General features: G+C 66.5%; 22 protein-coding genes and 2 pseudogenes. 12 read left to right on the forward strand and 12 right to left on the reverse strand.

Annotated elements, in window-relative coordinates; all coding sequences use genetic code 11:
* Window positions 1–104 precede the first annotated feature (104 nt).
* The 6 genes from KPL59_RS37945 (at window position 105) to KPL59_RS37950 (ending at window position 6341) form a co-directional block, all read left to right on the forward strand.
* On the forward strand, window positions 105–2165 hold the full coding sequence (locus KPL59_RS37945) for a transglycosylase family protein (RefSeq protein WP_374111696.1): 2061 nt from the start codon (window positions 105–107) through the stop codon (window positions 2163–2165).
* Window positions 2162–3307, forward strand: coding sequence for a hypothetical protein (locus KPL59_RS32645; protein WP_226363120.1), 1146 nt, complete (start codon window positions 2162–2164; stop codon window positions 3305–3307). The genes KPL59_RS37945 and KPL59_RS32645 overlap by 4 nt, the downstream gene beginning before the upstream one ends.
* A 100-nt stretch (window positions 3308–3407) precedes the next feature.
* On the forward strand, window positions 3408–3770 hold the full coding sequence (locus KPL59_RS32650; protein ID WP_226363121.1) for a hypothetical protein: 363 nt from the start codon (window positions 3408–3410) through the stop codon (window positions 3768–3770).
* Window positions 3767–3934 carry a hypothetical protein gene (locus KPL59_RS32655; RefSeq protein ID WP_226363122.1) on the forward strand — a complete coding sequence of 56 codons (168 nt, stop codon included), beginning with the start codon at window positions 3767–3769 and terminating at the stop codon, window positions 3932–3934. Before KPL59_RS32650 ends, KPL59_RS32655 begins: the two co-directional genes overlap by 4 nt.
* Window positions 3935–3939: 5 nt before the next feature.
* Complete coding sequence (locus KPL59_RS32660; protein WP_226363123.1) at window positions 3940–4569, forward strand: IS607 family transposase; 630 nt, start codon at window positions 3940–3942, stop codon at window positions 4567–4569.
* 1079 nt (window positions 4570–5648) lie between these two features.
* Window positions 5649–6341, forward strand: coding sequence for a zinc ribbon domain-containing protein (locus tag KPL59_RS37950; RefSeq protein ID WP_226359788.1), 693 nt, complete (start codon window positions 5649–5651; stop codon window positions 6339–6341).
* A 354-nt stretch (window positions 6342–6695) separates the two neighbouring features.
* Here KPL59_RS37950 and KPL59_RS32670 read toward each other — a convergent pair whose 3' ends face one another.
* From KPL59_RS32670 to KPL59_RS32680, 3 genes are all read right to left on the reverse strand, one after another.
* Window positions 6696–6989 carry a hypothetical protein gene (locus KPL59_RS32670; RefSeq protein WP_226363124.1) on the reverse strand — a complete coding sequence of 98 codons (294 nt, stop codon included), beginning with the start codon at window positions 6987–6989 and terminating at the stop codon, window positions 6696–6698.
* The gene (locus tag KPL59_RS32675) at window positions 6986–7375 is read right to left on the reverse strand and encodes a hypothetical protein (RefSeq protein ID WP_226363125.1); all 390 of its coding nucleotides are present in this window, start codon (window positions 7373–7375) and stop codon (window positions 6986–6988) included. The genes KPL59_RS32670 and KPL59_RS32675 overlap by 4 nt, the downstream gene beginning before the upstream one ends.
* 95 nt (window positions 7376–7470) lie before the next feature.
* Window positions 7471–7887 carry a hypothetical protein gene (locus KPL59_RS32680; protein WP_226363126.1) on the reverse strand — a complete coding sequence of 139 codons (417 nt, stop codon included), beginning with the start codon at window positions 7885–7887 and terminating at the stop codon, window positions 7471–7473.
* 1151 nt (window positions 7888–9038) lie between these two features.
* Between KPL59_RS32680 and KPL59_RS32685 the strand changes: the two genes are divergently transcribed.
* Together KPL59_RS32685 and KPL59_RS37955 are read left to right on the forward strand one after the other, a co-directional pair.
* On the forward strand, window positions 9039–9803 hold the full coding sequence (locus KPL59_RS32685; RefSeq protein ID WP_226361573.1) for a transposase: 765 nt from the start codon (window positions 9039–9041) through the stop codon (window positions 9801–9803).
* 24 nt (window positions 9804–9827) lie between these two features.
* Window positions 9828–10142: an antibiotic biosynthesis monooxygenase gene (locus tag KPL59_RS37955; protein ID WP_226363127.1), complete on the forward strand. Its 315-nt coding sequence runs from the start codon at window positions 9828–9830 to the stop codon at window positions 10140–10142.
* Here KPL59_RS37955 and KPL59_RS32695 read toward each other — a convergent pair.
* From KPL59_RS32695 to KPL59_RS32710, 4 genes are all read right to left on the reverse strand, one after another.
* Complete coding sequence (locus KPL59_RS32695; RefSeq protein WP_226351754.1) at window positions 10050–11273, reverse strand: ISAs1 family transposase; 1224 nt, start codon at window positions 11271–11273, stop codon at window positions 10050–10052. The genes KPL59_RS37955 and KPL59_RS32695 overlap by 93 nt on opposite strands.
* A 230-nt stretch (window positions 11274–11503) precedes the next feature.
* Window positions 11504–11809: a hypothetical protein gene (locus KPL59_RS32700; RefSeq protein ID WP_226351808.1), complete on the reverse strand. Its 306-nt coding sequence runs from the start codon at window positions 11807–11809 to the stop codon at window positions 11504–11506.
* Window positions 11806–12396, reverse strand: coding sequence for a thioesterase family protein (locus KPL59_RS32705; protein WP_226363128.1), 591 nt, complete (start codon window positions 12394–12396; stop codon window positions 11806–11808). Before KPL59_RS32705 ends, KPL59_RS32700 begins: the two co-directional genes overlap by 4 nt.
* A 59-nt stretch (window positions 12397–12455) precedes the next feature.
* Complete coding sequence (locus KPL59_RS32710; protein WP_226363129.1) at window positions 12456–13040, reverse strand: hypothetical protein; 585 nt, start codon at window positions 13038–13040, stop codon at window positions 12456–12458.
* 382 nt (window positions 13041–13422) lie between these two features.
* On the opposite strand from KPL59_RS32710, the gene KPL59_RS32715 reads away from it, so the two are divergent.
* The 3 genes and pseudogenes from KPL59_RS32715 to KPL59_RS36610 all read left to right on the forward strand — a co-directional run.
* Window positions 13423–14550 (forward strand): glycoside hydrolase family 16 protein, encoded by a 1128-nt coding sequence (locus KPL59_RS32715; protein ID WP_226363130.1) that lies wholly within the window; start codon window positions 13423–13425, stop codon window positions 14548–14550.
* Window positions 14551–15315: 765 nt separating this feature from the next.
* Window positions 15316–16245: a transglycosylase family protein gene (locus KPL59_RS37960; protein ID WP_374111697.1), complete on the forward strand. Its 930-nt coding sequence runs from the start codon at window positions 15316–15318 to the stop codon at window positions 16243–16245.
* An 808-nt stretch (window positions 16246–17053) separates the two neighbouring features.
* Window positions 17054–17389 (forward strand): annotated as a pseudogene (locus KPL59_RS36610) (NlpC/P60 family protein); the annotation flags it as partial.
* Window positions 17390–17476: 87 nt separating this feature from the next.
* Here KPL59_RS36610 and KPL59_RS32730 read toward each other — a convergent pair.
* A pseudogene (locus KPL59_RS32730) lies at window positions 17477–17554 on the reverse strand (antibiotic biosynthesis monooxygenase); the annotation flags it as partial.
* A 94-nt stretch (window positions 17555–17648) separates the two neighbouring features.
* Between KPL59_RS32730 and KPL59_RS32735 the strand changes: the two are divergent.
* Window positions 17649–18419 (forward strand): ParA family protein, encoded by a 771-nt coding sequence (locus KPL59_RS32735; protein WP_226358633.1) that lies wholly within the window; start codon window positions 17649–17651, stop codon window positions 18417–18419.
* 796 nt (window positions 18420–19215) lie between these two features.
* On the opposite strand, the gene KPL59_RS32740 is transcribed toward KPL59_RS32735, so the two are convergent.
* From KPL59_RS32740 to KPL59_RS32755, 4 genes are all read right to left on the reverse strand, one after another.
* Window positions 19216–19980 carry a transposase gene (locus KPL59_RS32740; protein ID WP_226361064.1) on the reverse strand — a complete coding sequence of 255 codons (765 nt, stop codon included), beginning with the start codon at window positions 19978–19980 and terminating at the stop codon, window positions 19216–19218.
* Window positions 19981–20503: 523 nt separating this feature from the next.
* Window positions 20504–20854, reverse strand: coding sequence for a cytochrome C oxidase subunit IV family protein (locus KPL59_RS32745; protein ID WP_308187994.1), 351 nt, complete (start codon window positions 20852–20854; stop codon window positions 20504–20506).
* Window positions 20815–21465: a cytochrome c oxidase subunit 3 gene (locus tag KPL59_RS32750; RefSeq protein ID WP_226363132.1), complete on the reverse strand. Its 651-nt coding sequence runs from the start codon at window positions 21463–21465 to the stop codon at window positions 20815–20817. The genes KPL59_RS32745 and KPL59_RS32750 overlap by 40 nt, the downstream gene beginning before the upstream one ends.
* Complete coding sequence (locus KPL59_RS32755) at window positions 21462–22262, reverse strand: hypothetical protein (protein WP_226363133.1); 801 nt, start codon at window positions 22260–22262, stop codon at window positions 21462–21464. The genes KPL59_RS32750 and KPL59_RS32755 overlap by 4 nt, the downstream gene beginning before the upstream one ends.
* Window positions 22263–22422: the final 160 nt, after the last annotated feature.

Below are 22422 nucleotides of genomic sequence, written 5' to 3' on the forward strand. Positions count from 1 at the left end.
CTCGTATGTCTCCGCTCCCGCGTTCGTCTCGGCGGCGTGCCGTGCGGCCGTCGTGGGCCGACCACGTCCCTCGCCGCCGCCTGTCCGACCGTCTGCCTGCTCAGGTGCCGACCGTGGTGGTGCGCCGCAGCGCGGTCGCGGTGCTGACCGCGACCGCGCTGCTCGGCGGCGGCGCCTACACCGCCACCGCACTCACCACCGCACCGGACGAGCCGGTGACGGTGCTCGGGCTGACCGCGACCGGAGCTTGCGATAATCGCAAGGCCGCACGTCAGCACGCCGCAGCGACCGCGACACGAGCGCAGGCGCGGACGCTGCTCACCGACCTCACCCTGTCCGACGACCCGGCCGACCGAGCCCTGGCCGGGCAGATCACCGATCTCGGATTCCGGCCCGCGACCGAGTCGGTCGAGTGGCGCCAGCACGCCGTGGACGTCTCCGACCAGCTCCACCACCTCAACAGCGCCGATCCGCAGGTCCAGGAGGTCGGTGTCCGGCTGGCCGCGGCCGGGCTCGGTCCGACACCGGCCGACCTGATGACGCCGCCGCCCGCGGCCGATCTCGTCGATGACACCGCCGCCGGCGCCGGCGCCGATGCCGCGGTCGGCGCACTGGACCAGGCGCGCTCCGCGATCACCACACCAGCCACAGCAGCAGCACCGACAGACCGGGCGGAGCAGCCGCGGGCTGCGGCGCCGCCGGTCCCCGCAGCCTGCACCGCCCAGCACCACCCGGCCCCGCCACCGGCCCCGCCTCCGGCGTCGCCGGGACCACCGCCCGCGGAGAAAAAGACCGGTGAACCCGCAGCGCATCTGCGGCATCAGCAGCTGACTCGCAGCGCCGACCCCCGCCCCAACCCCGGCAACGGTGAGAAGACGGGCGCGCGCACCACCGGTAGCGGCCGGGACGACGACAACCAGGTCGCGACCGATCCCGCACCGAGCAGCGCGGCACCGCCCCCAGCGTCCTCGTCGTCGAACCGCGTGGTCACCGACGTGCAGACCAGCCCAGGACAAACACCGTCAGCGGAGGACGCTGCGACCGCGCGAGCGGCGATCGGCATGGTCACCGACCTGCTCACCGCGATCCGCGCCGACGGCAGCGGCGACGCCACACAGGTCGGCGTCACCGTCCTCGACGCCCTGGATCGTGATCGGCTCGCCGCGCTGGGCGCCGACCCCGCCGACCTGGCCGCCCTCGACCAGCTCCGTACCACTACCGACACCGGCAGCAGCGGCAGCAGCGGCAGCCGAGACGGTGAAACCGAGGTGTCCAGCGCGCAGACCAGCCGGGATGACGACGGGGCGACGGACCCATCCCCGACACCGAACTCGACACCGAACTCGGAGCCGGCGGCAGAGACCTCAGCCGCGGCGGTCGATCCCCGGCCCGGCGCGGCGATCACCCGCACCCAGACCAGCCGCAACGGCACCACCACCAGCAACAACACCAGCAGCAGCAGCGGTAGCAGCGGCGGCAGCACCGACGGCAGCACCGACGGCAGCACCGACGGCAGCACCGACGGCGACGGCGCCGCTGGTGGCGCCGCAGGTGGTGGGGCGGTGTCGTCGAGTGCGGGAGCGGTGTCGGCGGGCATCGAGAAGCTGACCGCGCAGGCCCGCGCCGCAGCCGAGGTCGACCCGGTCGCCCAGGACCTCCTCGACGCCCTCGACCGCACCGCCGGCCCCAGCACCGGTGCCGGCACCGGTGTGAAGGGCAGCCGCACGACCAGCACCGACAGCGGCACCGGTGCCGCCGGGAACGACACCACCGGAGACGCCGCTGCTGGTGAGCGGGCCGAGGACGGCGTGGCCGCTACCGATGACCACGCCGCTCGTGGCGGCGCTGCTGGTGAGCAGCCGCGTAGGGCCGGGGTGGGGGCCGAGCCGCCGCCGGTGACAGACGGAGGAGTCGCAACCTCAGCGGCGGGCTCGACCTGGGACAAGCTAGCCCACTGCGAGTCCGGCGGGAACTGGAGCACCAACACGGGCAACGGCTACGCCGGCGGCCTGCAATTTTCCCCGTCGACCTGGCGGGCCTTCGGTGGGGAAGGCCCAGCACACGAGGCGTCGCGGGCCGAGCAGATCGAGGTCGCCCAGCGAGTGCAGGCCGTGCAGGGCTGGGCGGCGTGGCCGGCCTGTTCGAAGCGACTCGGGCTCCGATGACCGCCGCCACCAACTCGACCGACGACACCGCCGCTGCGGAAGGTCCCGACCTGCCCACGACCGCGGCCGGTTCGGCGGCGCGGCCGCGGTCGGTCCCGCAGCTGTGTCACCTGCTCGGTACCGCCGCCCGCCGAGGCGGCGGGGCGGGCCTGGATGCAACGGATGTGGAGATGATCGTGGATTTGACCGCGGCCGCCGCGGCCCGTACCGCCCGCTCCGGTAGTCCTACCGACACGCTCGCCGTAGCTGAGCAGATGGGCGCCACGGTCGCCGCCGTGACAGCCCGGGGACGGCAGGTGTGGCCCGACCACGTCGGGGCGGCGGACTGGACACCGTTCGGCGCGGTCATCCCCGTGCTGGCCGGGTCCCCCGCCGCGGGGGCATCGACGGTCGCCGCGGCGATCACCGACATCGCCCACCAGGACAAACGCTGCTGCCTGCTCATCGACGCCGACGATCCGGCCCGGTCCGGGCTCGCCCAGGCCGCCGGCGCGGACGGGCCGTGGACCCGCCCGGTCACCGACCAGGTCCAGGTCCGCTACAGCTGGCGCGGGGGCCGCCCCGGCCGCGGTGCGCTGCTGGCACGCCTCGACACCACCATGCCCGGTGTGACGCCGGGGATGGTGCCCGCACCGCCGGACTGGCTCCCCGACCCGCCACCGCGACCGCTGCACGTCACCGTCGCCGATCTGGGCAACGGCGGCTGGCGGGCCGCAGCGGCGGTGACCTCCGGCGCCGGAGGCTGGCTGCGCGGCGGGGAGCCGATGCCGCGCCCGGTGCTGGTCGTGCGCGCCACCCGGCCATCGCTGCGCGCCGCCGAACAGGTCCTGGCCCGCCACGACACCTGGGTACAAGCCGGTGTCGCGGCACCGGTGGTCGCGCTGGTCGTCAACGGCGCCAAACGCTGGCCGGTCGGGATCGACGGCGCCACCGGGCCACGACTGTCGACGCTGCTCGACGACGCGGTGTTCATCCCACCGAACGCCGCGGTCGAAGCCGACGGTGTCACCCCCGACCCGCTACCGGACAAAGTCACCGACGCACTCCGACCGCTGCTCGCCTCCTGGGGCGTGATCGACCTGCTGGCCGGCTCGGCCGCCGCCCGCGACACCCCAGGACCAGGCCGAGGACCAGGCCCGTGACCAGCACACCGCCGTTGACAGCTGGTTCCCGTCGTGTCCGTGTCCGTGTTCGCTGCTCTGAGGAGCGCCCCCCGTGTTGAGAACTATTTCCGATAATGCTGTGTGGTTCGGCGCCGGCCGGTTCGGTGCTGGGCTTCCGGGTCAGCAGCCGCCGCCTGCGCCGCCGCCGGGCGGGCAGGAGCAGGGCCTGCCGCAGCTGCCGACGGTGGTACCGAGGCCGTTGCCCGGCCGGTTCGGTGACACCGCCGACTACCTCGGCGGGGTGATCATGTCGCTGGCCGGCTGGTCGGTGCCGGTCCTGTTCTTCCTCGGTGTCCTGACCATCGGCGCCGGACGACTGTGGGGCAATCGGATCGCGGCGACGATCGGTGCCGGGATGGTCGGCACATCGGTCTTGGCCGGTGTGCTCTGGGCGTCCGGCCAGAACCTGCTGAAGACGATCGCGACCGGGGACTTCGGATGACCACTCCGTCTACGCCGCCGGTGGTGCGGGAGCCGAACCGGCGCCGCGGCTACGCGATCGCCGCCGGCGCCGGCGTCCTCGCCACACTGCTGCTCGCCGGACTGGCCTACACCGTGACGGGCTCATCGACTGTTGACAAAGTATCCGGTACTAGCTCATACTGATTTAGATGCGTATAGCGCGAGCTGCCGAGTACATGGGCATGTCGGTGGTGGGTGTTCGGAAGGCTGCCCGAGAGGGTCGGCTGCCGTGTCGAGTTTCAGCCTCTGGTCAGCGTTTGTTTGATCGTGCTGATCTTGATGTCTTCCTTGGGCGCGAACCGATTCAGCCGGAAGCGGCGGAGCGGGTTGAGGCGTTGTATTGCCGTGTTTCTGGTTCGACGGGTCAGGAGTCGTCGTTGGCGAACCAGGAATCGGTGTTGCGGGAGACGTCCAGGGGGACAGTATTCCGAGTGTATCGTGATCGCGCGTCCGGTTTGCGAGAAAATCGGAAGGGGTTGACTCGGCTACTTGATGACGCCGCTGCTGGGCGGTTCACGGTAGTTCGCGTAGTGTGGCGTGACCGACTGGCTCGGTTTGGTGTCGCCTATATTGAGCGGTATCTGGCGCAGGTCGGAGTTGCAGTTGAGACTGTTCATGCTCATGCGGACAAGTCGCTGCTTGAAGAGCTGATGGATGACTTCATGGCGTTACTTGCGTCCTTTTCTGGTCGGTTCTATCAGTTGCGGTCAAAGACGAATCAGAAACGACTGCTTGATGCCGCGCAGGCACGCCTGCAGGAGCAGGGACCTCCGACGTGACGGGTTGGCAGAAATCCAATGTATTGACGTCTTCAACGACATCTCGAGCTTCACGAGCAGTGTGTGAAGTGTCTGGTGCTGTCGTGTCGCGAGATGACTTGACGGAGCGGGTGCGTTGGCTGCTCGACATTGTGGAGGGCGCCGAACGCGATCTGCTCTCCGAGTTGTGGGTTCCGGAAACTTTTGACCGTATACATTCCGGTGTGGATGAGGGCGGCCGTCGATTGCCTGCGGCTGCAGCGGTAGTGGGGCAGCGTTGCGGATGGCGACCTCAGTTTCCGCAGGATATGTACGTTCCATCTCGTGTGATGCGGATCGTGACGGCACAGGTGATATCAACGTTGCGAACCTTGGCTTCTCGGGATGCCGCCATTGCAGCAGAGGTGTCTGGTGGTGCGTCAGACGGCACTGCGGGCCTCGGGGGTGCGTTCGCGAGGAATGTGCATAGGCAGATCGCTCGGTGGGTGCGCTTGCATCCCGGGGTCGATCCGGCAGGCTTGCGGATCACGACGCTCCAACCCGTTCCATCTGTCGCTCGCCGGGTCCGTCTCGGAGCCGTTGACGCCCAGCTGGCGACGCTTGTTACCAGTACGGCCACCGAGCTGACACTGCGGATCAAACTTCCTGTACGTCAACATCCAGATTCTCGGACCGATTGGCGTTGGGTTCAACTCGATATCCCGATTCCTCAACATTTACATCATCGGTCAATCACCGGATGGCATCTCCCCGAGGTGACCCTTGATCGGCGCGGGGCACTATTCCGTTTCGCTTTCGCTGAAACAGTGCCTCGGCCACCGACCGTTGCGGACGCAGCGTCTGCAGTCGGGGTTGATTGGTCACCTAAGGATATGGTCGTTGCGGCGACTGTAGTTCGTGACACTCAGAGCAACGCCATGTACAGCGATTTTCGCGGGCGCCGTTTCGATGACCATGGACTCTCCGTCAAGTTAGCTCGACTTCAGCGACAAGGACAGTTCCTCCGCCGTAAAATCGCTCGTCTTGAACAGCTTATTCCTCAAGCCTCGATACCCACGCGACAGCGCCTTGAGGGGAAGATGTCTGCGCTGCAGGCAGAAATGCTCTCCTGTGGGCAGAAACGGGCACGCATCAATCGAGATTTAGCTTATCTGGCCGCGCAGTATGTCACGGTAATCGCCCGAGCCTCCGGTGCATCGATCATTGCACTGGAAGATCTTGCCACTCTAGAGGCCCGAGGGTTGGGTAAAGATGTCAACAACACAGTAGCTCAATCAGCGCGTCGCGTCGCCGCAAACGCGATCGAACACATCGCGACCCGCGATGGTCTCACTGTCGTGGATGTCCCACCCCGAGGAACATCGGCAAATTGCCCAACATGTGATAACCTCGTTAGTCGACCAGGGGGATACCACAGCGCAGCATGCGCCACGTGCATGTTTACGGTCAATCGAGATGACGTCGGCGCGGTGAACACTGCGAAACGCGCATTAGCTGCCGAGCGGGTTACGCGGCGCCGAGGATCTCAGCGTCAACGGGTAACCCGGCAACAACACAGGCCAGTCATCCGGTGCCGGGATAAAACAACTCCCACTCCCAAGCGACGGCGACACCGCAGAGTTCGCCGCACTACACCAGCCACAACGCCGACGATCACCCGCGCTGAAGCGTCGCCGCGGGGCACGGACCAGAAGAAGCAAGTCACCCTGACCTGCCGAAACACCCGTGTGACTACCGATCACTCACACCGACAGACATCCACTCGGGTGTCCATAAGTGTCAGAGATCCGTAGACGCTGAACCCAGCAACTCGTCGTAGGCATCAGTGGGGTCGTGGGGCGGGCGCCGACTAGACCGCGTTTGCTCCGACCGCGAAACAGGAGTTCCGGCGCCCGCCACCAGCGACGATAGCCGCCAACCAGTCGTCGTGTGTGTCCGCCGACGTCACCGGACGCCCGACGATGTACCGACATCCCGCCCGTCTCGACGGCTGCTCTTCCTCGATACAAGGCCGCCCGAGTGGTGGGCAGAACCTGTCAAGGGTCGACGGAGTCGATCGCGCAGCGACGCCGTAGGCGCCCTTGACAGGTTCTGAGCACCATTCGACACTCTGGCCGCTTCGAGGGAGGGCACACCGCAACTTTGCGCTACCGGTCCGCGCCCGGGGGGCCCGCGGGGGCCGTAGCCGGGGCGGGGTGGAGTCGGGCCCGGACCTGCCCGGCAACGGCGGTGTCGTCGGAGACGAGGACCTCGAGGAGGGCGTGCACGGTGTCTTGCACACTCACCGTGCCGCGGTCGAGGTCGAGCGCGGTCTGCGACCGCCACGCCGCGAACGCTTGATGAAGGTCGGCGGGGATGTCGATGCTGAGCCGGACGGTCGTGGGACGCCCGAAACCGGCGCCGATCTGACGTACCTGTCCCGGTGGCTGCTGCTGGTTCATCCGGTCTGTTCGTGGTCGGGGCAGGTCGGGTCGGTGCATTCTTGCCAGCCGAGGAACTCCCCCGGGGCCAGCCACGCCGGGGCCGCGGTGGCGGTGTAGAGGTTCTCGACCTGGGCGATGGTCATGTCCAGGTCGTAGCAGACCGTCGGGTCCTGCCCGAGACGCAGAAACGCGGTCTTCGCGATCCGGGCGGCGAAACCGATCGCGGTCTGCGGGGACCGGGCGATCACGATCGTCGCCAGCCCGACACCGAGACCGGGGACGAGGTCGGCTTTCGTCCCGACCAGCTTCCCGTTGTGTTCGCGCTGCTGGCGGCGCATCGCGGTCTGTAACGGCGCCGTGATCACTTGCGCGACCTGCGGCGACACCTCAAGGAGTTGCAGCACGCAATGAAAACTCTTCGCCACCAACGCACCCCCCACAGGTCCAGGTCCAGGTCCAGGTCCAGGTCCAGGTCCAGGATAGTCCGATTCATGCCGCGCTAGTCGATCTTGCGGGTGCTGGTCTGGAGACCGTCGGCACCGACGACCCTGCCGGCGAGGTGTTCGACCTCGGCGGCGGTGAACCGGTCGGACAACGCGACCGGTAACAGCCGGAAACCGTCACGGATCGTGTTCAGCGCGGTCGCCAACCCAGCGACACCGTCACGGGCGACGACGTCGATCTCCACGCTGAGCAGGTCACGATCATGGCCGTGACGAGCCGGATTCAGAATGACCGCAGCAACCGCACGAGACAACACACCGCGGCGCAACAGCCCCGTGAAGTGCTCCGTGAGGACCTCCGCCGCCCGCCGAAGGTCCTTCCCCGGCGGCAGATCGAAGTCCTGACGGCAGATGACCAACACCGCGTTCACGCCCACCGGCCTCACCGCGCCGCCCGCCGCGGCTCCCAGCACGGCACCTCCTCCAGACTCCGCACCGCCCACCGCAACTCCGGACCCAACGCCTGCGGGTCCCGCGCCCGCCCGCGGCGTTCCCGCGTCCGAGCCACGTACTCCTCAACAACATCCCGGACCCGCTCCAGAATCCTCGGCGCGCACCAATACACCACACCCATACAACCCAACTCCCGAGCCCGAGCCTCCACATCCGACAACAACCCAGCCGCCATGTCCCCGCTCCCGTCCTGCGGGCGCGGCTCCAGATAACGCGACCGGGTTTTCGCGGTCAACTCCACCTCCGTCAAAATCCGGCGCCCATCCGGACGAACCTCAACACCATCCGGAACATGCCGAACACGCTCCCCTTTCCGCCGCCAACCCACCTGATGCTGCAACGTCCGCTCCGACACCCACCGACCCACATCCAAACCCACCCGATGAAAACGCACCGCCGCCACCGCACGCACATGACCCACCACCGGCGGCGTCGGCCGCCACCCCGGCGTATCCCACCCCAAACACTCCCGCGCCTGACCCTGCCCCAACCAAAACCACGTCGCCCCCGCATCCACCTTCCCCGAACGCACCCACCCCGCCCGCTTCCACCGCAACATCACCGACTGCACCGACACCCCCAACACACTCCCCAACAAATCCTCCGGCAACCCATACTGATGCGCCATCACCTCCATCAACACCGCATCCCGCTCAGTCTGCCGAACACCACCCACATCCCGACGCTTCGCACGCACCCGCACCACTTCCTCCAACACCACAACCACCCTCCTCAGCCGTTCATCCACCACATTCTTTTCACAACACCCCACTCGACGCCGAGGCGACAGCGAGGCGAACAACCCCACCCCCTACAGAAAGATCACCACCAAACCAACCCACCTCCACAAAACGAGGGTAATCTTCGCCGAAGCGCAGCGAGGCGAACAACCCACCCACACCACAGATACACCCAACCCAGCCCAACCACCATCCTCCCCACAGTCTGTTGACTTTGACCTTGACCTTGCTTTTTTAAAGGCATTGAACTTCGAGGCTTATTCAGGCCCCGTGAAATAACGATCTAGCCCGGCGTGTCGGGTTGGGCGACAGCCCGTCCATCGCGAATATTGGTTTGCCGAATCAATCCAAGATGAACGGGTTGTCGCAGTATGTACTATGCCACTGGTTTCCGGCGTGATGAGATTCAGGATCTTGTCGCTATAGTGTATGAGCAGGATCAGCGGGACGCGACGGAGGCACGTTTGTCTTGGCCGCCGGTTCTGGGGTTGTTCTGGTCGGTGGTGATCACGTTGGCGTATCTGCGCGGGAATCGTGTGCAGTGGGAGTTGGCGGAAACCTATGGGGTGTCGCAGTCGACGGTTAGTCGAGCGATCACGGGGGTGACACCGTTGCTGGCACAGGCGCTGCGGAGTGTCGTTCCGACGGCAGAGGAGCTTCGTGCCGATCGGCAGTACATCATCGATGGAACCTTGCTGCCCTGCTGGTCATGGGCCGCGGTGCCGGGTCTGTGGTCGGGCAAGCATCGCACCACCGGCGTCGTCGTCCAGGTCGCAGCCACCCTGGAAGGGCAGCTGTCGTGGATCTCCGACCCGACCCCAGGCTCCCGACACGACCTATATTGCCTCGACCAATCCGGCGCCCTCGACCACCTCGCCACATACCCCCCGATCGGCGATAAAGGATACATCGGGCGCGGCATGCTCACCCCGTTCAAAAAACCACCCGGCCGGGAACTTCTCGACTGGCAAAAAACATTCAACAAGAGCCTCAACCACACACGCGCCACCATCGAACGAGTCATCGCCCATATCAAAACGTGGAAAGTTCTCCACACAGACTACCGGCGGCCCTACGTCACATTTAAAACGACAATCTCGGCAGTCATCGGACTCATCTTCTACACACTTACCTGACGGAGCCTGAATAAGCCTCAGGAAGTGGACCTAGAGTACCGGTTCGTTTCCTGTCGTGCAGATATGGGTGATGTTCCAGGATTTCGCGGGTTGGAGTTGCTGCGTCCGGCTGATGGTGGCGGCCGGTATTTTGTGGTGTCGTGGTGGGATTCCGACGACTCGTTTTATGATTGGTTAGCGTATGGCCGGGAGATGGCGCATGGGGTGTCATCGGCTCGGCTGGGTGTCAGGGCCCCGGCAAAGTCGCTAGATGATCTTGTAGGTGGTCAGTGGTCGATGGGGGTCGCGGGCGTGGTGGCGGAGTGCTGCGGCGATGTTGCTGACGCCGTGCAGGCGTAGCGCGGTGATCGCGAGGTTCCGCAACGCCGACATGACCTGCGGGGCGTGACCGGTGTGGGCGGTGGCGCGGTCTTCGTCGAAGCAGACATCACGGACCCAGTGCAGGCGATTCTCGATCGACCAGTGCCCACGGATCCAGCGGGCGAGCAGTCCTGGATCGGCGTCGGTGCTGGTCAGGCTGGTGATCGCGTAGGCGGTCTCGGTTCTCCACTTCCCGCCAGGCCGCAGTGGGCGACGCCGGCGCACCAGCTTGATCGCCTGGGATGCGTGGGGGAAGAACTCTGCGCCCAGGTCGGGACAGGGGTGCAGGCTGACCACGCTGATCGTGCGGGTCTCGACGCGGCCGTGCCCACGCCCGCGTTGACGATCAGCGACGCCGATCTGGGTCCAGGGCAGCGCCCGTACCCGTGCCAGCAGCGTGGGCTGGTTCGCTTTGATCGTCATCAGGTAGTGCCCGCCGCGGCGGTGTAGGTAGTCGGCGTGGGCTCGCTGGGTGTGCAGAGCGTCCGCGGTGACCAGTACATCGTCGAGGTCGAGGGGGTCGAGCAGCGCGGTGAACGCGGTGATCTCGCTGCCCTTCTCTGCGACCTGAACCTGGCCGAGCACGCCACCGCTGGTCTGGTCGAGCACCGACACCAGATGCGGGAGCCAGACCCTGCCGTCGGCGGCACGGACGCGGGCGCCGCGCAGGGTCTTGCCGTCCAAGGCCAGCACGCGACGCTGTTCTCGCCGGGGTGTGCCCTCCGCCGCCGGCTGGGCGCTGAGCTGGGGCAACACCCAGGACTGCAACGCCGCCTCCAGCGCCGAGGCGTCGACCCGTTGCAGGACCCGGCGGATGGTCGACTCGTGCGGAGCGACCGCGCCCACCCCGAGCACGTCCAGCACGGCGCGGCCGACGTCATGGGCGTACTCGGCGATCGCGGTGAACGACCGGGCCCCCGCCAACACCGCGCACGCCCCCAGTAGCAACACCGCGAGGACACCGTGGCGGACACCGCGTGGTTTCCGCGGGTCCGGCACTCGCGACAGGGCCTCCACCAGCGACAACCCCGCCGCCTCACCGACCGGCGCGGCTCTCCCCGCGTCAGGACCGACCTCCAGGCCTTCCAGAGCAGCAACGATCGGAGACACTGACACTGCGGACACAGGCTTCCTGACGTGAGCAAGGATTCGACACCCTCATGATCACGCCAAGCCTGTGTCCGCACCCACCCCCACCCCCCACATCACCGCAGCTCAGGACCCACCCATCACGACTTTGCCGGGGCCCTGGGCTGGGTGTGGAGTCGGAGTTACTGGAGTTCGAGGTCGTCGACCTGCCCGGTCTCGCTGCTGGTCGGAGATAGACCTGCGGCAACGGTTTACGCGGCCGCGCGCGGCGCCTCCGTCGCGATCGCGGCCTCGGCTGTGTCGGTGGCGGGGTGGTCGAGGCATCCGCGGTCGCGGTGCTCGTGGTCGACGGCGTCTCTGTCCCAGAAGCCGTAGCTGCCGGTGGCGAGGTGGGTGGGCCAGTAGGTGGCGCAGTCGCTGCAGAGGAACACGTCGGTCGGCCCGAGTCGTAGGTTCTGTGGTGGTTGGTCGCAGGTCGGGCATCGGTAGAGGCCGTGGGTGTCGTCCCAGCGCAGCGCCGCGGGCCGCTCCTCGGTGGCGTTGATGGCGATGGTCATGTCGTTGCTCCTGCATTCTCGTCGGTGTCCTGCGGGTGGGCGGCGCGGCGGTGAATGAAGCCGTGCTGGCCGAGGCGGTGGGCGAGTTCCCCGGTGGTGTACGCCGTATACGCCGCCGACTTGTTGTCGTCGCTCTCGTTGTCATCGTTGTTTCTGCTGGTAGGCGACTCGTGAAGACGGTTCATGGGCGGCTCTCTTCCCGGTGTGCGCTGGTGGAGCGTCGTGCGGAATGTGGTGGTGTCGACGAGGTGCTGGACGACGCGTCCGTCAGCGACGAGGACCCCGTACTGGTCGTGCGCGGTGACGGTGAAGACGTACCGGCTGCCGACCTCGCTGGTGCAGCGTGCGGTGACGTGGAGTCGGTCCCCGGGGATCGACGGCGCCCGGTGGGTGATCTCGATCTTCGCGCCGACCGGCGTCTGTGCGGTCGTGGCGCGGTGGTGGCGGAGGAAGTCCATGCAGGGCGCTTCGAGGAGTCCGACGAGGTAGCCGGTCGCGAACACCGCTTCCCCGACCTGGAACGCGTCGAGTGTGGGGTGCAGGTCGGGGACGAGTTGGTCGTCGGGGACGACGTAGAAGATCGACATCTCGTCGCCGGCGCCAGCGCTGTGGCTGCGGCTGGTCTTGGTGGGGCGGAGTGCGGTGGTCATGGCTGGCGGGCCCTGGCTGTCGAGGTGGACGAGGCGTCGTCCCTGTCGTCGTCGGGGTCGGAGTCGTTGTCGTCGGCGCTGTCGGTCCCGTCGCCGTCGCCGTCGCCAGTGTCGGTGTCGGTGTTGTCGGCGGTGGTGCTGATGGCGTGTCGGTGGTGTGGGGGGACCATGCTGGTGATCAGGGCGGAGACGATGTCGCGTTGGCGTTCGGGTAGCAGTGCCCAGTTGTGGAGTAGGTCGGTGCCGGCGGGTTCGCGGACCAGGATGTGCAGGGTGTGCGCGGGTCCGTCCACGGTTTCGGGGTGGTCGGTGTAGAAGAAGTCGTCGGCGACGTTGTAGTAGCGGGCGAGCCAGCGGGTGTAGGTGGGTGAGGGTTCCTTGCCGCGGGTGCCGTTGAGGATTTTGGTGATGTAGACGTCGCTGACGCCGCCGCCTTGGCTGCGGATCCATCGGACGATGTCGGTGGCGGGGAAGACGGTGCCGTTGGGGCGTCGGATGGTGCTGGCGAGGTAGTTGAGGCGTTCGCTGATGGTGCCGAACCGGTTCGGGTCGGGTGCGCCGGGCTTGATCCGCGGCGGCATCGCCTCCCCTTCTGTCGTCGCGCTGGCGGAAGGGGGTTTTCCGCTGGTCGTTGCAGTGTTGCTGGCGTTGTTGGGCTGTGCTCGTCGACGGGCCATGGTGCTCCTCCTCGGGTTGTGGTCGTTCCGGGTTGTCCCTGCTGACCCCCCGGTTCCCGGGCGTGAAGGTCCGGGACCGGTAGGTCTCGGGACTCTATCCCCGGTCCGGGTTGGCGGGTGTGTATCACACGCTCTAGTGGACGGATATACAACAGTGGATAGGGTACAGTCGCGGCGTTGTTCCGGACGGGCGCCGATGGGTGGAGGCGGTGGAGCGGGTGGTGAAACGTCGGGTCTCGCCCGGAGTCGGGCCTGCCGGTGTGCGTAGTCGCCGGGGTGCGCGCTGATGGGTCTGGTCGGCGGCGTCTCTGCGCTCGCGGCTGCTGCGGCTCTGCTGCTTGGCTCGGCCACTCCGGACAAGGGCCCTGCGGAGACGGCGGATGCCGTGTGTGGGTGGCGGATCGCCGCCACTCATGTCCTGGCTGAACTCGACCTCGGCAGCGTGAGCGGTAGTAGTGCGGGTGTGTTGCGGGCGGCGTTGCTCGCCCTCGACGCTGATGAGCCCGGTTTCGTGCCTGTCACCTGCTACGCCACCGGAGTCACCGGTCAGTCAGGCGATCATGAAAACGGTTCCAATGACCACCAGCCGCCGGGCACGCCGCCGGGAGGGTCGTCGTCGCCAGCTGGTTCTTCCTCCCTGCTGTCCGCGCAGGACCAGGGCCAGGGTCAAGGCGACACGGCTGGTGAGGTGTTCGGCTGGGGCACCCCGGATGTTGTCGACGACTTCACCGGCACGCAGCTGGGTCCCGACTGGAACGCCTATGACGGGTCCGGCCATGCCGGGAACGGTGTCCGCTCCCCCGCTGCGGCGACCGTCGCCGGTGGCGTGCTCACGATCGACGGCAGCGGGGACGGCACGACCGCCGGCCTGGCGTGGACCGCGCACTCCCAGAAGTTCGGCCGGTGGGAGACGCGGATGCGCGCACCTACCGGTTCGCCGTCCTACAACGCCCTCGCCCTGTTGTGGCCGACCCAGGAGAACTTCCCGATCGGTGGGGAGATCGACTTCGCCGAGATCATGGACCCGTCCCGAGACAAGATCGAGTTGTTCCTGCACTACGGCGCGGACAACTCCCAGGTCCACGGCGAACTCAAGATCGACGCCACCCAGTGGCACAACTACGCGGTGGAGTGGACCTCGGCCGGTGTGACCGCGTTCGTCGACGGCCGCGAATGGTGGAAGACAGAAGACACCTCGATCTTGCCGCCCGGCCCGATGCACCTGTGCCTGCAGCTGGACTGGTTCCCGCGCGGCGACGGCGAGTCCGGGCGGATGCAGGTGGATTGGGTGAAGCAGTGGGGCCTGGCCGCAGGTGAGGGCTCGTCCACGACCTCCGGTGGCAGCGAGGGCTCCACTGATGCGGATTCGTCGACGTCGATTACCGATGAGGTGAACAACGTCGACGGTCGGTGATGGCCCCGCTGATGGCCCCGCTGATGGCCTCGGTGTCGTTGGGTCCTGCCCGCTTTGTTTGTTGATCATGAAGGGAGTTCGTTGATGTCTGCTCGTTCTAGTTCTTCTCCTTTGTCCTCGGTCTCGTCGTCGTTGGTAGCGGGGGTGGTGCGTCGTTCGGCGGTTGCGGTGTTGGCGGCGGGGGCGATGCTCGGTGGGACTGCGGTGACGCCGGTCTTGCTTGCCACCGCTGCGGCGGCGGAGCCCGAGCCCGCGGCCGAGGGACCGTCGGGGGAGGGCGCGGTGGGTGTCCTGGGCGGTCTGACCGACGCGGGTCACAGGGCCGTGGACGCGGTCGGCGCGGCGGGTGGTGCGGTCACCGACGTGGTGAACGGCCCCGCCCCCGCGGCGGCCCCCGCGGCGGCCCCGGCTCCTGTGTCTGAACCACCGCCCCGCCCGACCCCGCCCCAGCCTGCACCCGTGGCGCCACGGGCCGCCCCACCCCAGCCGGCTCCTGTTCCGCGACCCGCGCCGCCGCAGAACCTCCCCCCGCCGCCCGCGGCTCCGGCTCCTGCTCCTACTCCGGCTCCGGCCGTATCACCGGCGCCGTCCGTCACACCGCCGCCGCCGCCGTCGTCGGCTGTTTCGGTGCCGGATAAGGCGGTGCCGGTGCGGCCTGCTGCCGTCACCGCGACGCCCGTCCCGGTCGCTTCCGACAGCGGTGGTGAGTCGCCGTCCGGCCCGCCCACGAGCCGACCAGAGGAGAACCACGGCAAGGACTGCTGCGTGGACGTCGCTGACCGGGGCAGCTCTGCCGGTGCAGGTAGTGGCGGCGGTGAGCAGGTGAGTCGCTCGGTGGAGGATGCGCGGGCTGCGGTCGCGTTGTTGGACGAGTTCCTCGACGCCCTGGAAGCCGAGCCGGCCAGCCCGGTCGGCGCGGGGGGTGAGGCGGGCCGGGCGGTCCTCGACGTTGCTGCGGGTAGTGGCCGCAGCCCAGCGGTCGGCAGCGCTGTGGGTGAGGTGTCTGTGCCTGTGGCCCCGTCGGAGCGCCCTGTGGACACCGCGGCGCCGAAGTCGCCTGCCAGCGGCTCCGGCACGGTCACGCGAACTGCGGATGAGCACACCAGCGCTGGTCAGAGCAGCGGGCCGCAGGGCGAAGCCCCGGGCGGTGCCCAGCAGAGCGAGGGCCTGGCCGCCGGTGTGGAGAAGCTGACCGAACAGGCCGCCCGTGCGGCGGTGGCCGACCCGGACGCGGTCGCGTTGCTGGAGACTCTCACCGACCCGGAGCTGAACCTCGACGATCTCGACAGCACCACCAGTAGCAGCACCGACAGTGCTGGTAGTGCTGGTGAGACGGTCTCCCGAACCAACGGCGCTCCCGCGGCCGAGGCGTCGTCCGTCGCTGCTCAGGAACCCGACGCCGCTGCTGCGGAGTCGTCGGCTCCGGTCGTGGAGAAGAGCTCGGGCGCGGTCCCGGAGCGGGTGTGGGATGCGCTGGCCGAGTGTGAGTCCGGTGGGGACTGGGCGACCCGTACCGGGGACGGTTTCGCCGGTGGGCTGCAGTTCACGCCGTCGACCTGGGCGACCTTCGGCGGTACCGGTGCCGCCCACGAAGCGTCTCGGGCCGAGCAGATCGCGGTGGCGCAGCGTGTGCAGGAAGGCCAGGGGTGGGGCGCGTGGCCGGCGTGTAGCAAACGGCTCGGCCTCACCGACTGACCTCACCGCCTGACCGGCCGCGACACGGTGAGAGGGAGGCGGGGGTGGGCGTTGGCTCCGGGCCTGTGGTGTGGGAGGGACTGACGCAGGGGGACCCGTGCGTCACCTACACCAGGCCGCCGTTCCCACACGAGACGAGGAGGTTCGGTGGTGTGCAGGCCCGGAGACAACCCGCCCGGGCCGACCGGCCGAAGGGCTCTCAAACCTCGGCGGGTCTCGGCCCGAGCACCACGAACCGTAGCGGGTCGATGCGGCCTGTGTCACCACCCTGCCCGTCTCGATACCGAGGCCAGGAGAGAAGAGCGAAGAGGAGGCGACCGCGGTGAAGACCGCGACGAGTGGGCTCGCGTGTGTGGTCGCGCTGGTGGGCGTGGTCATCGTGCTGTTCGTGATCGCCCTCGGCGGCGCGATCACCTCAGGCGGACGCACGTCCTCGCTGGGCGTTCCCGGGGTGGTCTGCGCCCCCGCTGGGGTCGACCCGGCCGACCTGGTCGACGGTTTCGGCCCCGCCCAGGTGTCCAACGCCGCGCACATCGTCGCTACCGGTGTCGAGATGGGTGTCCCAGTGCGGGGGCAGGTGATCGCGGTCGCGACCGCGATGCAGGAATCCAGTCTGCTCAACTACGCCAACACCACTGTCACCGAATCGTTGACGCACCCGCATGAGGCGGTGGGGGCCGATCATGACTCGGTTGGGTTGTTCCAGCAGCGGGCCGCCGGGTGGGGACCGGTCGCCGTCCGCATGGACCCGAAGGCCTCGGCGCGGCTGTTCTACGAACGCCTCCTTCAGGTCCCCGGCTGGGAGACGATGCCGCTGACCCGCGCGGCCCAAGCGGTGCAGATCAGCGCGTTCCCCGACGCCTACGCCCGATGGGAACACCCCGCCGCACTACTCGTCGGCGCCCTGGACAACATCACCTGCACCAGCCCCGGCACCCCGGACAGCCCGCCGGGCTCCCCGGTGTTGCCCGGCGGGGTGGACCCGCACATCCGCCAGGTGATCGACCGCGCCCTGACCCAACAGGGCCAGCCGTATGTCTGGGCCGGAGGCGACGCCCACGGCCCCACCCTCGGCGGGTTCGACTGCTCTGGGCTCATGACCTACGCCTTCGCCGGCCTCGGGATCGACGTCCCCGGACAGACCCAAGCCATCTGGCAACGCTTCCAGCCACCCATCACCGACCCCGCCCAGGTCCAACCCAGCCACACCACCCATGCAGCCCTGCGCGAACCGAGCAGCGAACCGCGCCTCCAACTCCGGCCCCTGCCCATCAGGCACCGTGATCGCATTGATCTTCACAACAGCCATAGAGCGACATACTACGCGGGCCCGTGCACGGGCCCGCGTAGTAACTGCGATGATATCTGATGTGATCTCGCCCCTACCGGCTATCGGCTCTGACTTGCTCGCATCCGTGGAAGAACTTCGCATCTGGTCGCGCCCGATGCTCGCCGGACGCGTCATCGCGGTGGCGGCCGGGAAAGGCGGTGTCGGGAAAAGCACTCTGGCCGCAGAGCTGGCCTACTGTCTTGATGCGGTGCTCGTCGATGCTGATTGGGACGACGGCTGCGTGTCCAGAGCTCTCGGATGGCGCCGCGAAACCCGTGCCAGATCTCCACTGCTTGACGCGCTTGACAGCGGTCGCGCACCCCGCCTGATTCGCGGCGGCACTACCAAACCCGACCTGGTCCCGGCCGGTCCAGATTTGGAAGCTCATCAACCGCGCCCGGAGAAATTTGCTGACGATCTCACGCGATGGGCTAGGGAGTGGCAACGACCAGTCGTGATTGACACCCACCCCGGATCAGGGGCCGCAACTTACGGCGCGATGGCTGCGGCTCACGTGGTCCCCTGCCCCACTGAGCTGGGAGAGAAGGACCTCGACGCGCTCGCCGGATGGTGCGAGAAATTGCAAGGGTATCCCCTGTACATTGTCCCATCCCAGGTTCCGAAGAGTCCAGCGGATTCCCACCTTGACTGGCTCGACCAGATCGCCTTAACTTATAATCTTAAGGTAAGCACCGAGGTCCCCCGTGCCGACTGGTTGCCTCAGCGAAAAGCCCGCACCGCCTTGTGTGCGGCAAGATCCCTGTCGAAACGAAACACCCCGATGATCCGTGCCTATATCACGACAGCGAGAGAGGTGGCTGAACGTGCCAACAACGCCTCCTGACGAAAATCTAGATTCACATACCACCAGCGAGACACCCGCTAGTAAGTCGCCGTCACCGACAGCAAAACTCCGCGAGAGAAAAAACTCCCGCCAGCCGCGGCGCCCCCCCGCCCCCCGCCACCCGAAGATTATCGCGCATGAGCCCGCGTCCGCGCATGAGCCCGCGTCCGCGCATGAGCCCGCGTCCGCGCATGAGCCCGCGTCCGCGCATGAGCCCGCGTCCGCGCATGAGCCCGCGTCCGCGCATGAGCCCGCGTCCGCGCATGAGCCCGCGTCCGCGCATGAGCCCGCGTCCGCGCATGAGCCCGCGTCCGCGCATGAGCCCGCGTCCGCGCATGAGCCCGCGTCCGCGCATGAGCCCGCGTCCGCGCATGAGCCCGCGTCCGCGCATGAGCCCGCGTCCGCGCATGAGCCCGCGTCCGCGTCATCTTCAAAGGCTATCCGGGAATGCCTCGGGAACCGGCCCGAGATGGCTTCTAGCGGCACAACAGAGGGGACCCAGGTAGACGAGCCCCGACCGCTGGTGGCCGCCTATCAGGGGCGCGCTGAGCGGAAGACTGTCGTCGATGCTGCATTGTCCTGGGCCGCAGCAGTGCGCAAACTGGACGCGCGTCGCGCGACCCTCATCCGAGCACTAGAGGCGGCGCGGATGGCCGGCGTGCCCTCTGAAGTGTTATCTACCGTACTTTCTGATGCTGAGGGCCGCGCACTCGGTCAACCTCTGCCCATCGAGGTGCGAAATGCCGCAGAAGGCTAGACAGCCCCTGCAAAGTCTTTGAGGCTTATTCAGGCTCCGTCAGGTAAGTGTGTAGAAGATGAGTCCGACGACTGCCGAGATTGTCGTTTTAAATGTGGCGTAGGGCCGCCGGTAGTCTGTGTGGAGAACTTTCCACGTTTTGATATGGGCGATGACTCGTTCGATGGTGGCGCGTGTGTGGTTGAGGCTCTTGTTGAATGTTTTTTGCCAGTCGAGAAGTTCCCGGCCGGGTGGTTTTTTGAACGGGGTGAGCATGCCGCGCCCGATGTATCCTTTATCGCCGATCGGGGGGTATGTGGCGAGGTGGTCGAGGGCGCCGGATTGGTCGAGGCAATATAGGTCGTGTCGGGAGCCTGGGGTCGGGTCGGAGATCCACGACAGCTGCCCTTCCAGGGTGGCTGCGACCTGGACGACGACGCCGGTGGTGCGATGCTTGCCCGACCACAGACCCGGCACCGCGGCCCATGACCAGCAGGGCAGCAAGGTTCCATCGATGATGTACTGCCGATCGGCACGAAGCTCCTCTGCCGTCGGAACGACACTCCGCAGCGCCTGTGCCAGCAACGGTGTCACCCCCGTGATCGCTCGACTAACCGTCGACTGCGACACCCCATAGGTTTCCGCCAACTCCCACTGCACACGATTCCCGCGCAGATACGCCAACGTGATCACCACCGACCAGAACAACCCCAGAACCGGCGGCCAAGACAAACGTGCCTCCGTCGCGTCCCGCTGATCCTGCTCATACACTATAGCGACAAGATCCTGAATTTCATCACGCCGGAAACCAGTGGTATAGTACATACTGCGGCAGCCCGTTCATCTCGGATTGATTCGGCAAACCAATATTCGCGATGGACGGGCTGTCGCCCAACCCGACACGCCGGGCTAGATCGTTATTTCACGGGGCCTGAATAAGCCTCTTTGTAAAGAAATACACGCTCAAGCAAGAGAGAGCTCGTAAATGCGCTGAGCGGCGTCACGTATGGCTACGATTTAACGCGTGGAGTCGAACAGTACCGCAACCGCAACTTACCCAAGCCACGCCGAAGCAAGCCACGCCGAAGCAAGATATGATGCTTCGGTCTGCAAACGCTGTGGAGCAATCCAGGATCAGTGGTCACCTTGCCGACTGGGGTGTGTCCTGTAATTCGGTGGTGCAGGTCCAGGGCGCGATCGAATTACAGGACACACCCCAGTCGCAGCAGGGGCCGAGCCCGTTTCCTCAGAGGTATGGCGCAAATCTGACCAGGATTCGGGGCGATGATTTTCGTCGGAAGGAGCAATTCCATGCCAGAGAAGATGCTCGCAGTGTGGCGGATCTGAGTCATCTCGCCTCCTCTCGAATCGCCATGGTGTCGCCACCGAATACCTCCGTGATTAGCGCAGCGCAGATAACAACGCACCATGCCGTGAAAGTGACGCGGAGTAGCGGTGGTGCGTTGCGGAGTTCCATGAAGTAGTGGCCGACGAGATACACCTTGATGAAGGCGAGCAGGATGATCCCGCTGTTCACAAGACTTGACAGATCGTGAGTGTCGGCCCAGTACCAGGAGAGGGTCGTGGCGGCCATGAGTCCGACCCAGACCACAAGCGTGCGCGTGTATGGTCGCGTCGTGATGTGACCTGTCATGATTCCTATCTCACGAGATACAGTAGTGTGAACAGTATGATCCATATGAGGTCGACGAGGTGCCAGAAACAGGCTCCGGACTCGATGTGACACAGGGCGCGGGCTGTGGGGTTCGGTGTGCGGGCGATGCGACACATGCCGATCAGGACTGCGAGTCCGGCGATGAGGTGTGTCAGGTGTATGGTGGTGAGGACGAAGTAGAACATGAAGAAGCTGTTCGCAAAAGGATCATGCCCGACTGTAAGCATGTCTGACCACTCGGCATATTTGCTGACAACGAACATCAACCCGCACGCTATGGCTGCGGCGAACAGTCGGGCGCTCCACCGGGGCTGGTGATCGCGGAGTGCGATTACGCCCCATGCGACGAACACGGAGCTGGTGAGCAACAGCAGAGTGTCCACCGCACCGTAGGTCAGATGCATCGTCGGCTGAGCGATCCGGAAAGTCTCAATCTGCTGGGCGCGTTCGTAGCCGAACACGATGAAGACGAGCCCGAAGATCAGCAGCTCGCCACCGATCAGCACCCACACGCCCAGCTCACCCGGCACTCTGCCGCGGCCACCAGGTGTCCAGTTCCGCGCAGCCGGACCGCTCGATGTCGAGGCGATCGGATCGGTGGACATATCCGCAGCAGGCTGGCTCTCGCGTGTCATCGAGGTGTCCTGGTGCTCATCCGAGGCGTGTCGTCGAGATCTTGTTCGTGGAGAAACCCGGCCCGGACGTTCCGTACCGTCAACGCGGAGAACGTCAGCAGCCATATTCCGAACACGATGATCGGAACTCCGATACACACGATCCCCTGCCACCCGAACGGCCCATCCTTGAAAAACCACACCGTGGCGCAGGGCAGATAGCCGATACCCACCCAGATACTCAGGTAGCCGCTCCACCGCGGATACACCGGAAGATCGCTTCTGTCCAACAGGACACTCAAGCCTAGCGCAACCGCCCACACAGTAAACGGAATCCACGTGCCGAGAAAAATAATGAACCCGGCATCGTTGAGCATTTGCGTGATCTCCGGCGACACCTCGCCCGCACGAAACGCCGCTGTCGCCCAGAGGGCAGTGTTGAGCACGATCTGCGCGGTCCCCACCGCCATGCACGTCACCTGCACATACGTCAGCACAGGGAACGCACCTTCTTTACGGCTGGTTTGCGCGGCCATCGCCACACCCCACACCGGGATGACACCGAACGAGATCATCGCGAACACCGCGCCGACCCGAATCGGCAAAGTGTTCTGTGCGTAGTAGGAAGCCACAGTTTCCGCGCTATCATCCGGACCGATCCGAGGCGGCAACCAGCCGCCGAGCAATACGCCACCGATCCCGAAAACGATGATGCACACCGGCGCGGCGACCGCAGCGAGCAGGTGCGCCTGACGACTCATGCTCGTACGCGCAGAATACGAGTCTCTGCGGCCCCTTGGGCCGACGTCGGTCACCACCACAGAATGATCTGGTCTCACCGCCGGAGGAAGACACCCCATGTAAAATCACGATGAAACACAGCTGCACACGCAACGACAACGGCACGCCTCCCCCTGCTACTCCACGCCGTGATGAAGAACAGCTGTCCCGCAGGGCAGGGGAATCCGACGCCGTTGT

Source organism: Pseudonocardia sp. ICBG1142 (assembly GCF_020496255.1).
Lineage (GTDB): Bacteria > Actinomycetota > Actinomycetes > Mycobacteriales > Pseudonocardiaceae > Pseudonocardia.

What these genes read in the sequence shown, in the direction of transcription:
- KPL59_RS32645 (WP_226363120.1), top strand. Translation starts at nt 2,162, where the DNA reads ATGACCGCCGCCACCAACTCGACCGACGACACCGCCGCTGCGGAAGGT.
- KPL59_RS32715 (WP_226363130.1), top strand. Translation starts at nt 13,423, where the DNA reads ATGGGTCTGGTCGGCGGCGTCTCTGCGCTCGCGGCTGCTGCGGCTCTG.
- KPL59_RS32750 (WP_226363132.1), bottom strand. Translation starts at nt 21,465, where the DNA reads ATGACACGCGAGAGCCAGCCTGCTGCGGATATGTCCACCGATCCGATC.
- KPL59_RS32660 (WP_226363123.1), top strand. Translation starts at nt 3,940, where the DNA reads ATGCGTATAGCGCGAGCTGCCGAGTACATGGGCATGTCGGTGGTGGGT.
- KPL59_RS32700 (WP_226351808.1), bottom strand. Translation starts at nt 11,809, where the DNA reads ATGACCATCGCCATCAACGCCACCGAGGAGCGGCCCGCGGCGCTGCGC.
- KPL59_RS32685 (WP_226361573.1), top strand. Translation starts at nt 9,039, where the DNA reads ATGTACTATGCCACTGGTTTCCGGCGTGATGAGATTCAGGATCTTGTC.
- KPL59_RS32705 (WP_226363128.1), bottom strand. Translation starts at nt 12,396, where the DNA reads ATGTCGATCTTCTACGTCGTCCCCGACGACCAACTCGTCCCCGACCTG.
- KPL59_RS32745 (WP_308187994.1), bottom strand. Translation starts at nt 20,854, where the DNA reads ATGGATCATACTGTTCACACTACTGTATCTCGTGAGATAGGAATCATG.
- KPL59_RS37950 (WP_226359788.1), top strand. Translation starts at nt 5,649, where the DNA reads ATGCTCTCCTGTGGGCAGAAACGGGCACGCATCAATCGAGATTTAGCT.
- KPL59_RS32655 (WP_226363122.1), top strand. Translation starts at nt 3,767, where the DNA reads ATGACCACTCCGTCTACGCCGCCGGTGGTGCGGGAGCCGAACCGGCGC.
- KPL59_RS32710 (WP_226363129.1), bottom strand. Translation starts at nt 13,040, where the DNA reads ATGCCGCCGCGGATCAAGCCCGGCGCACCCGACCCGAACCGGTTCGGC.
- KPL59_RS32740 (WP_226361064.1), bottom strand. Translation starts at nt 19,980, where the DNA reads ATGTACTATACCACTGGTTTCCGGCGTGATGAAATTCAGGATCTTGTC.
- KPL59_RS32670 (WP_226363124.1), bottom strand. Translation starts at nt 6,989, where the DNA reads ATGAACCAGCAGCAGCCACCGGGACAGGTACGTCAGATCGGCGCCGGT.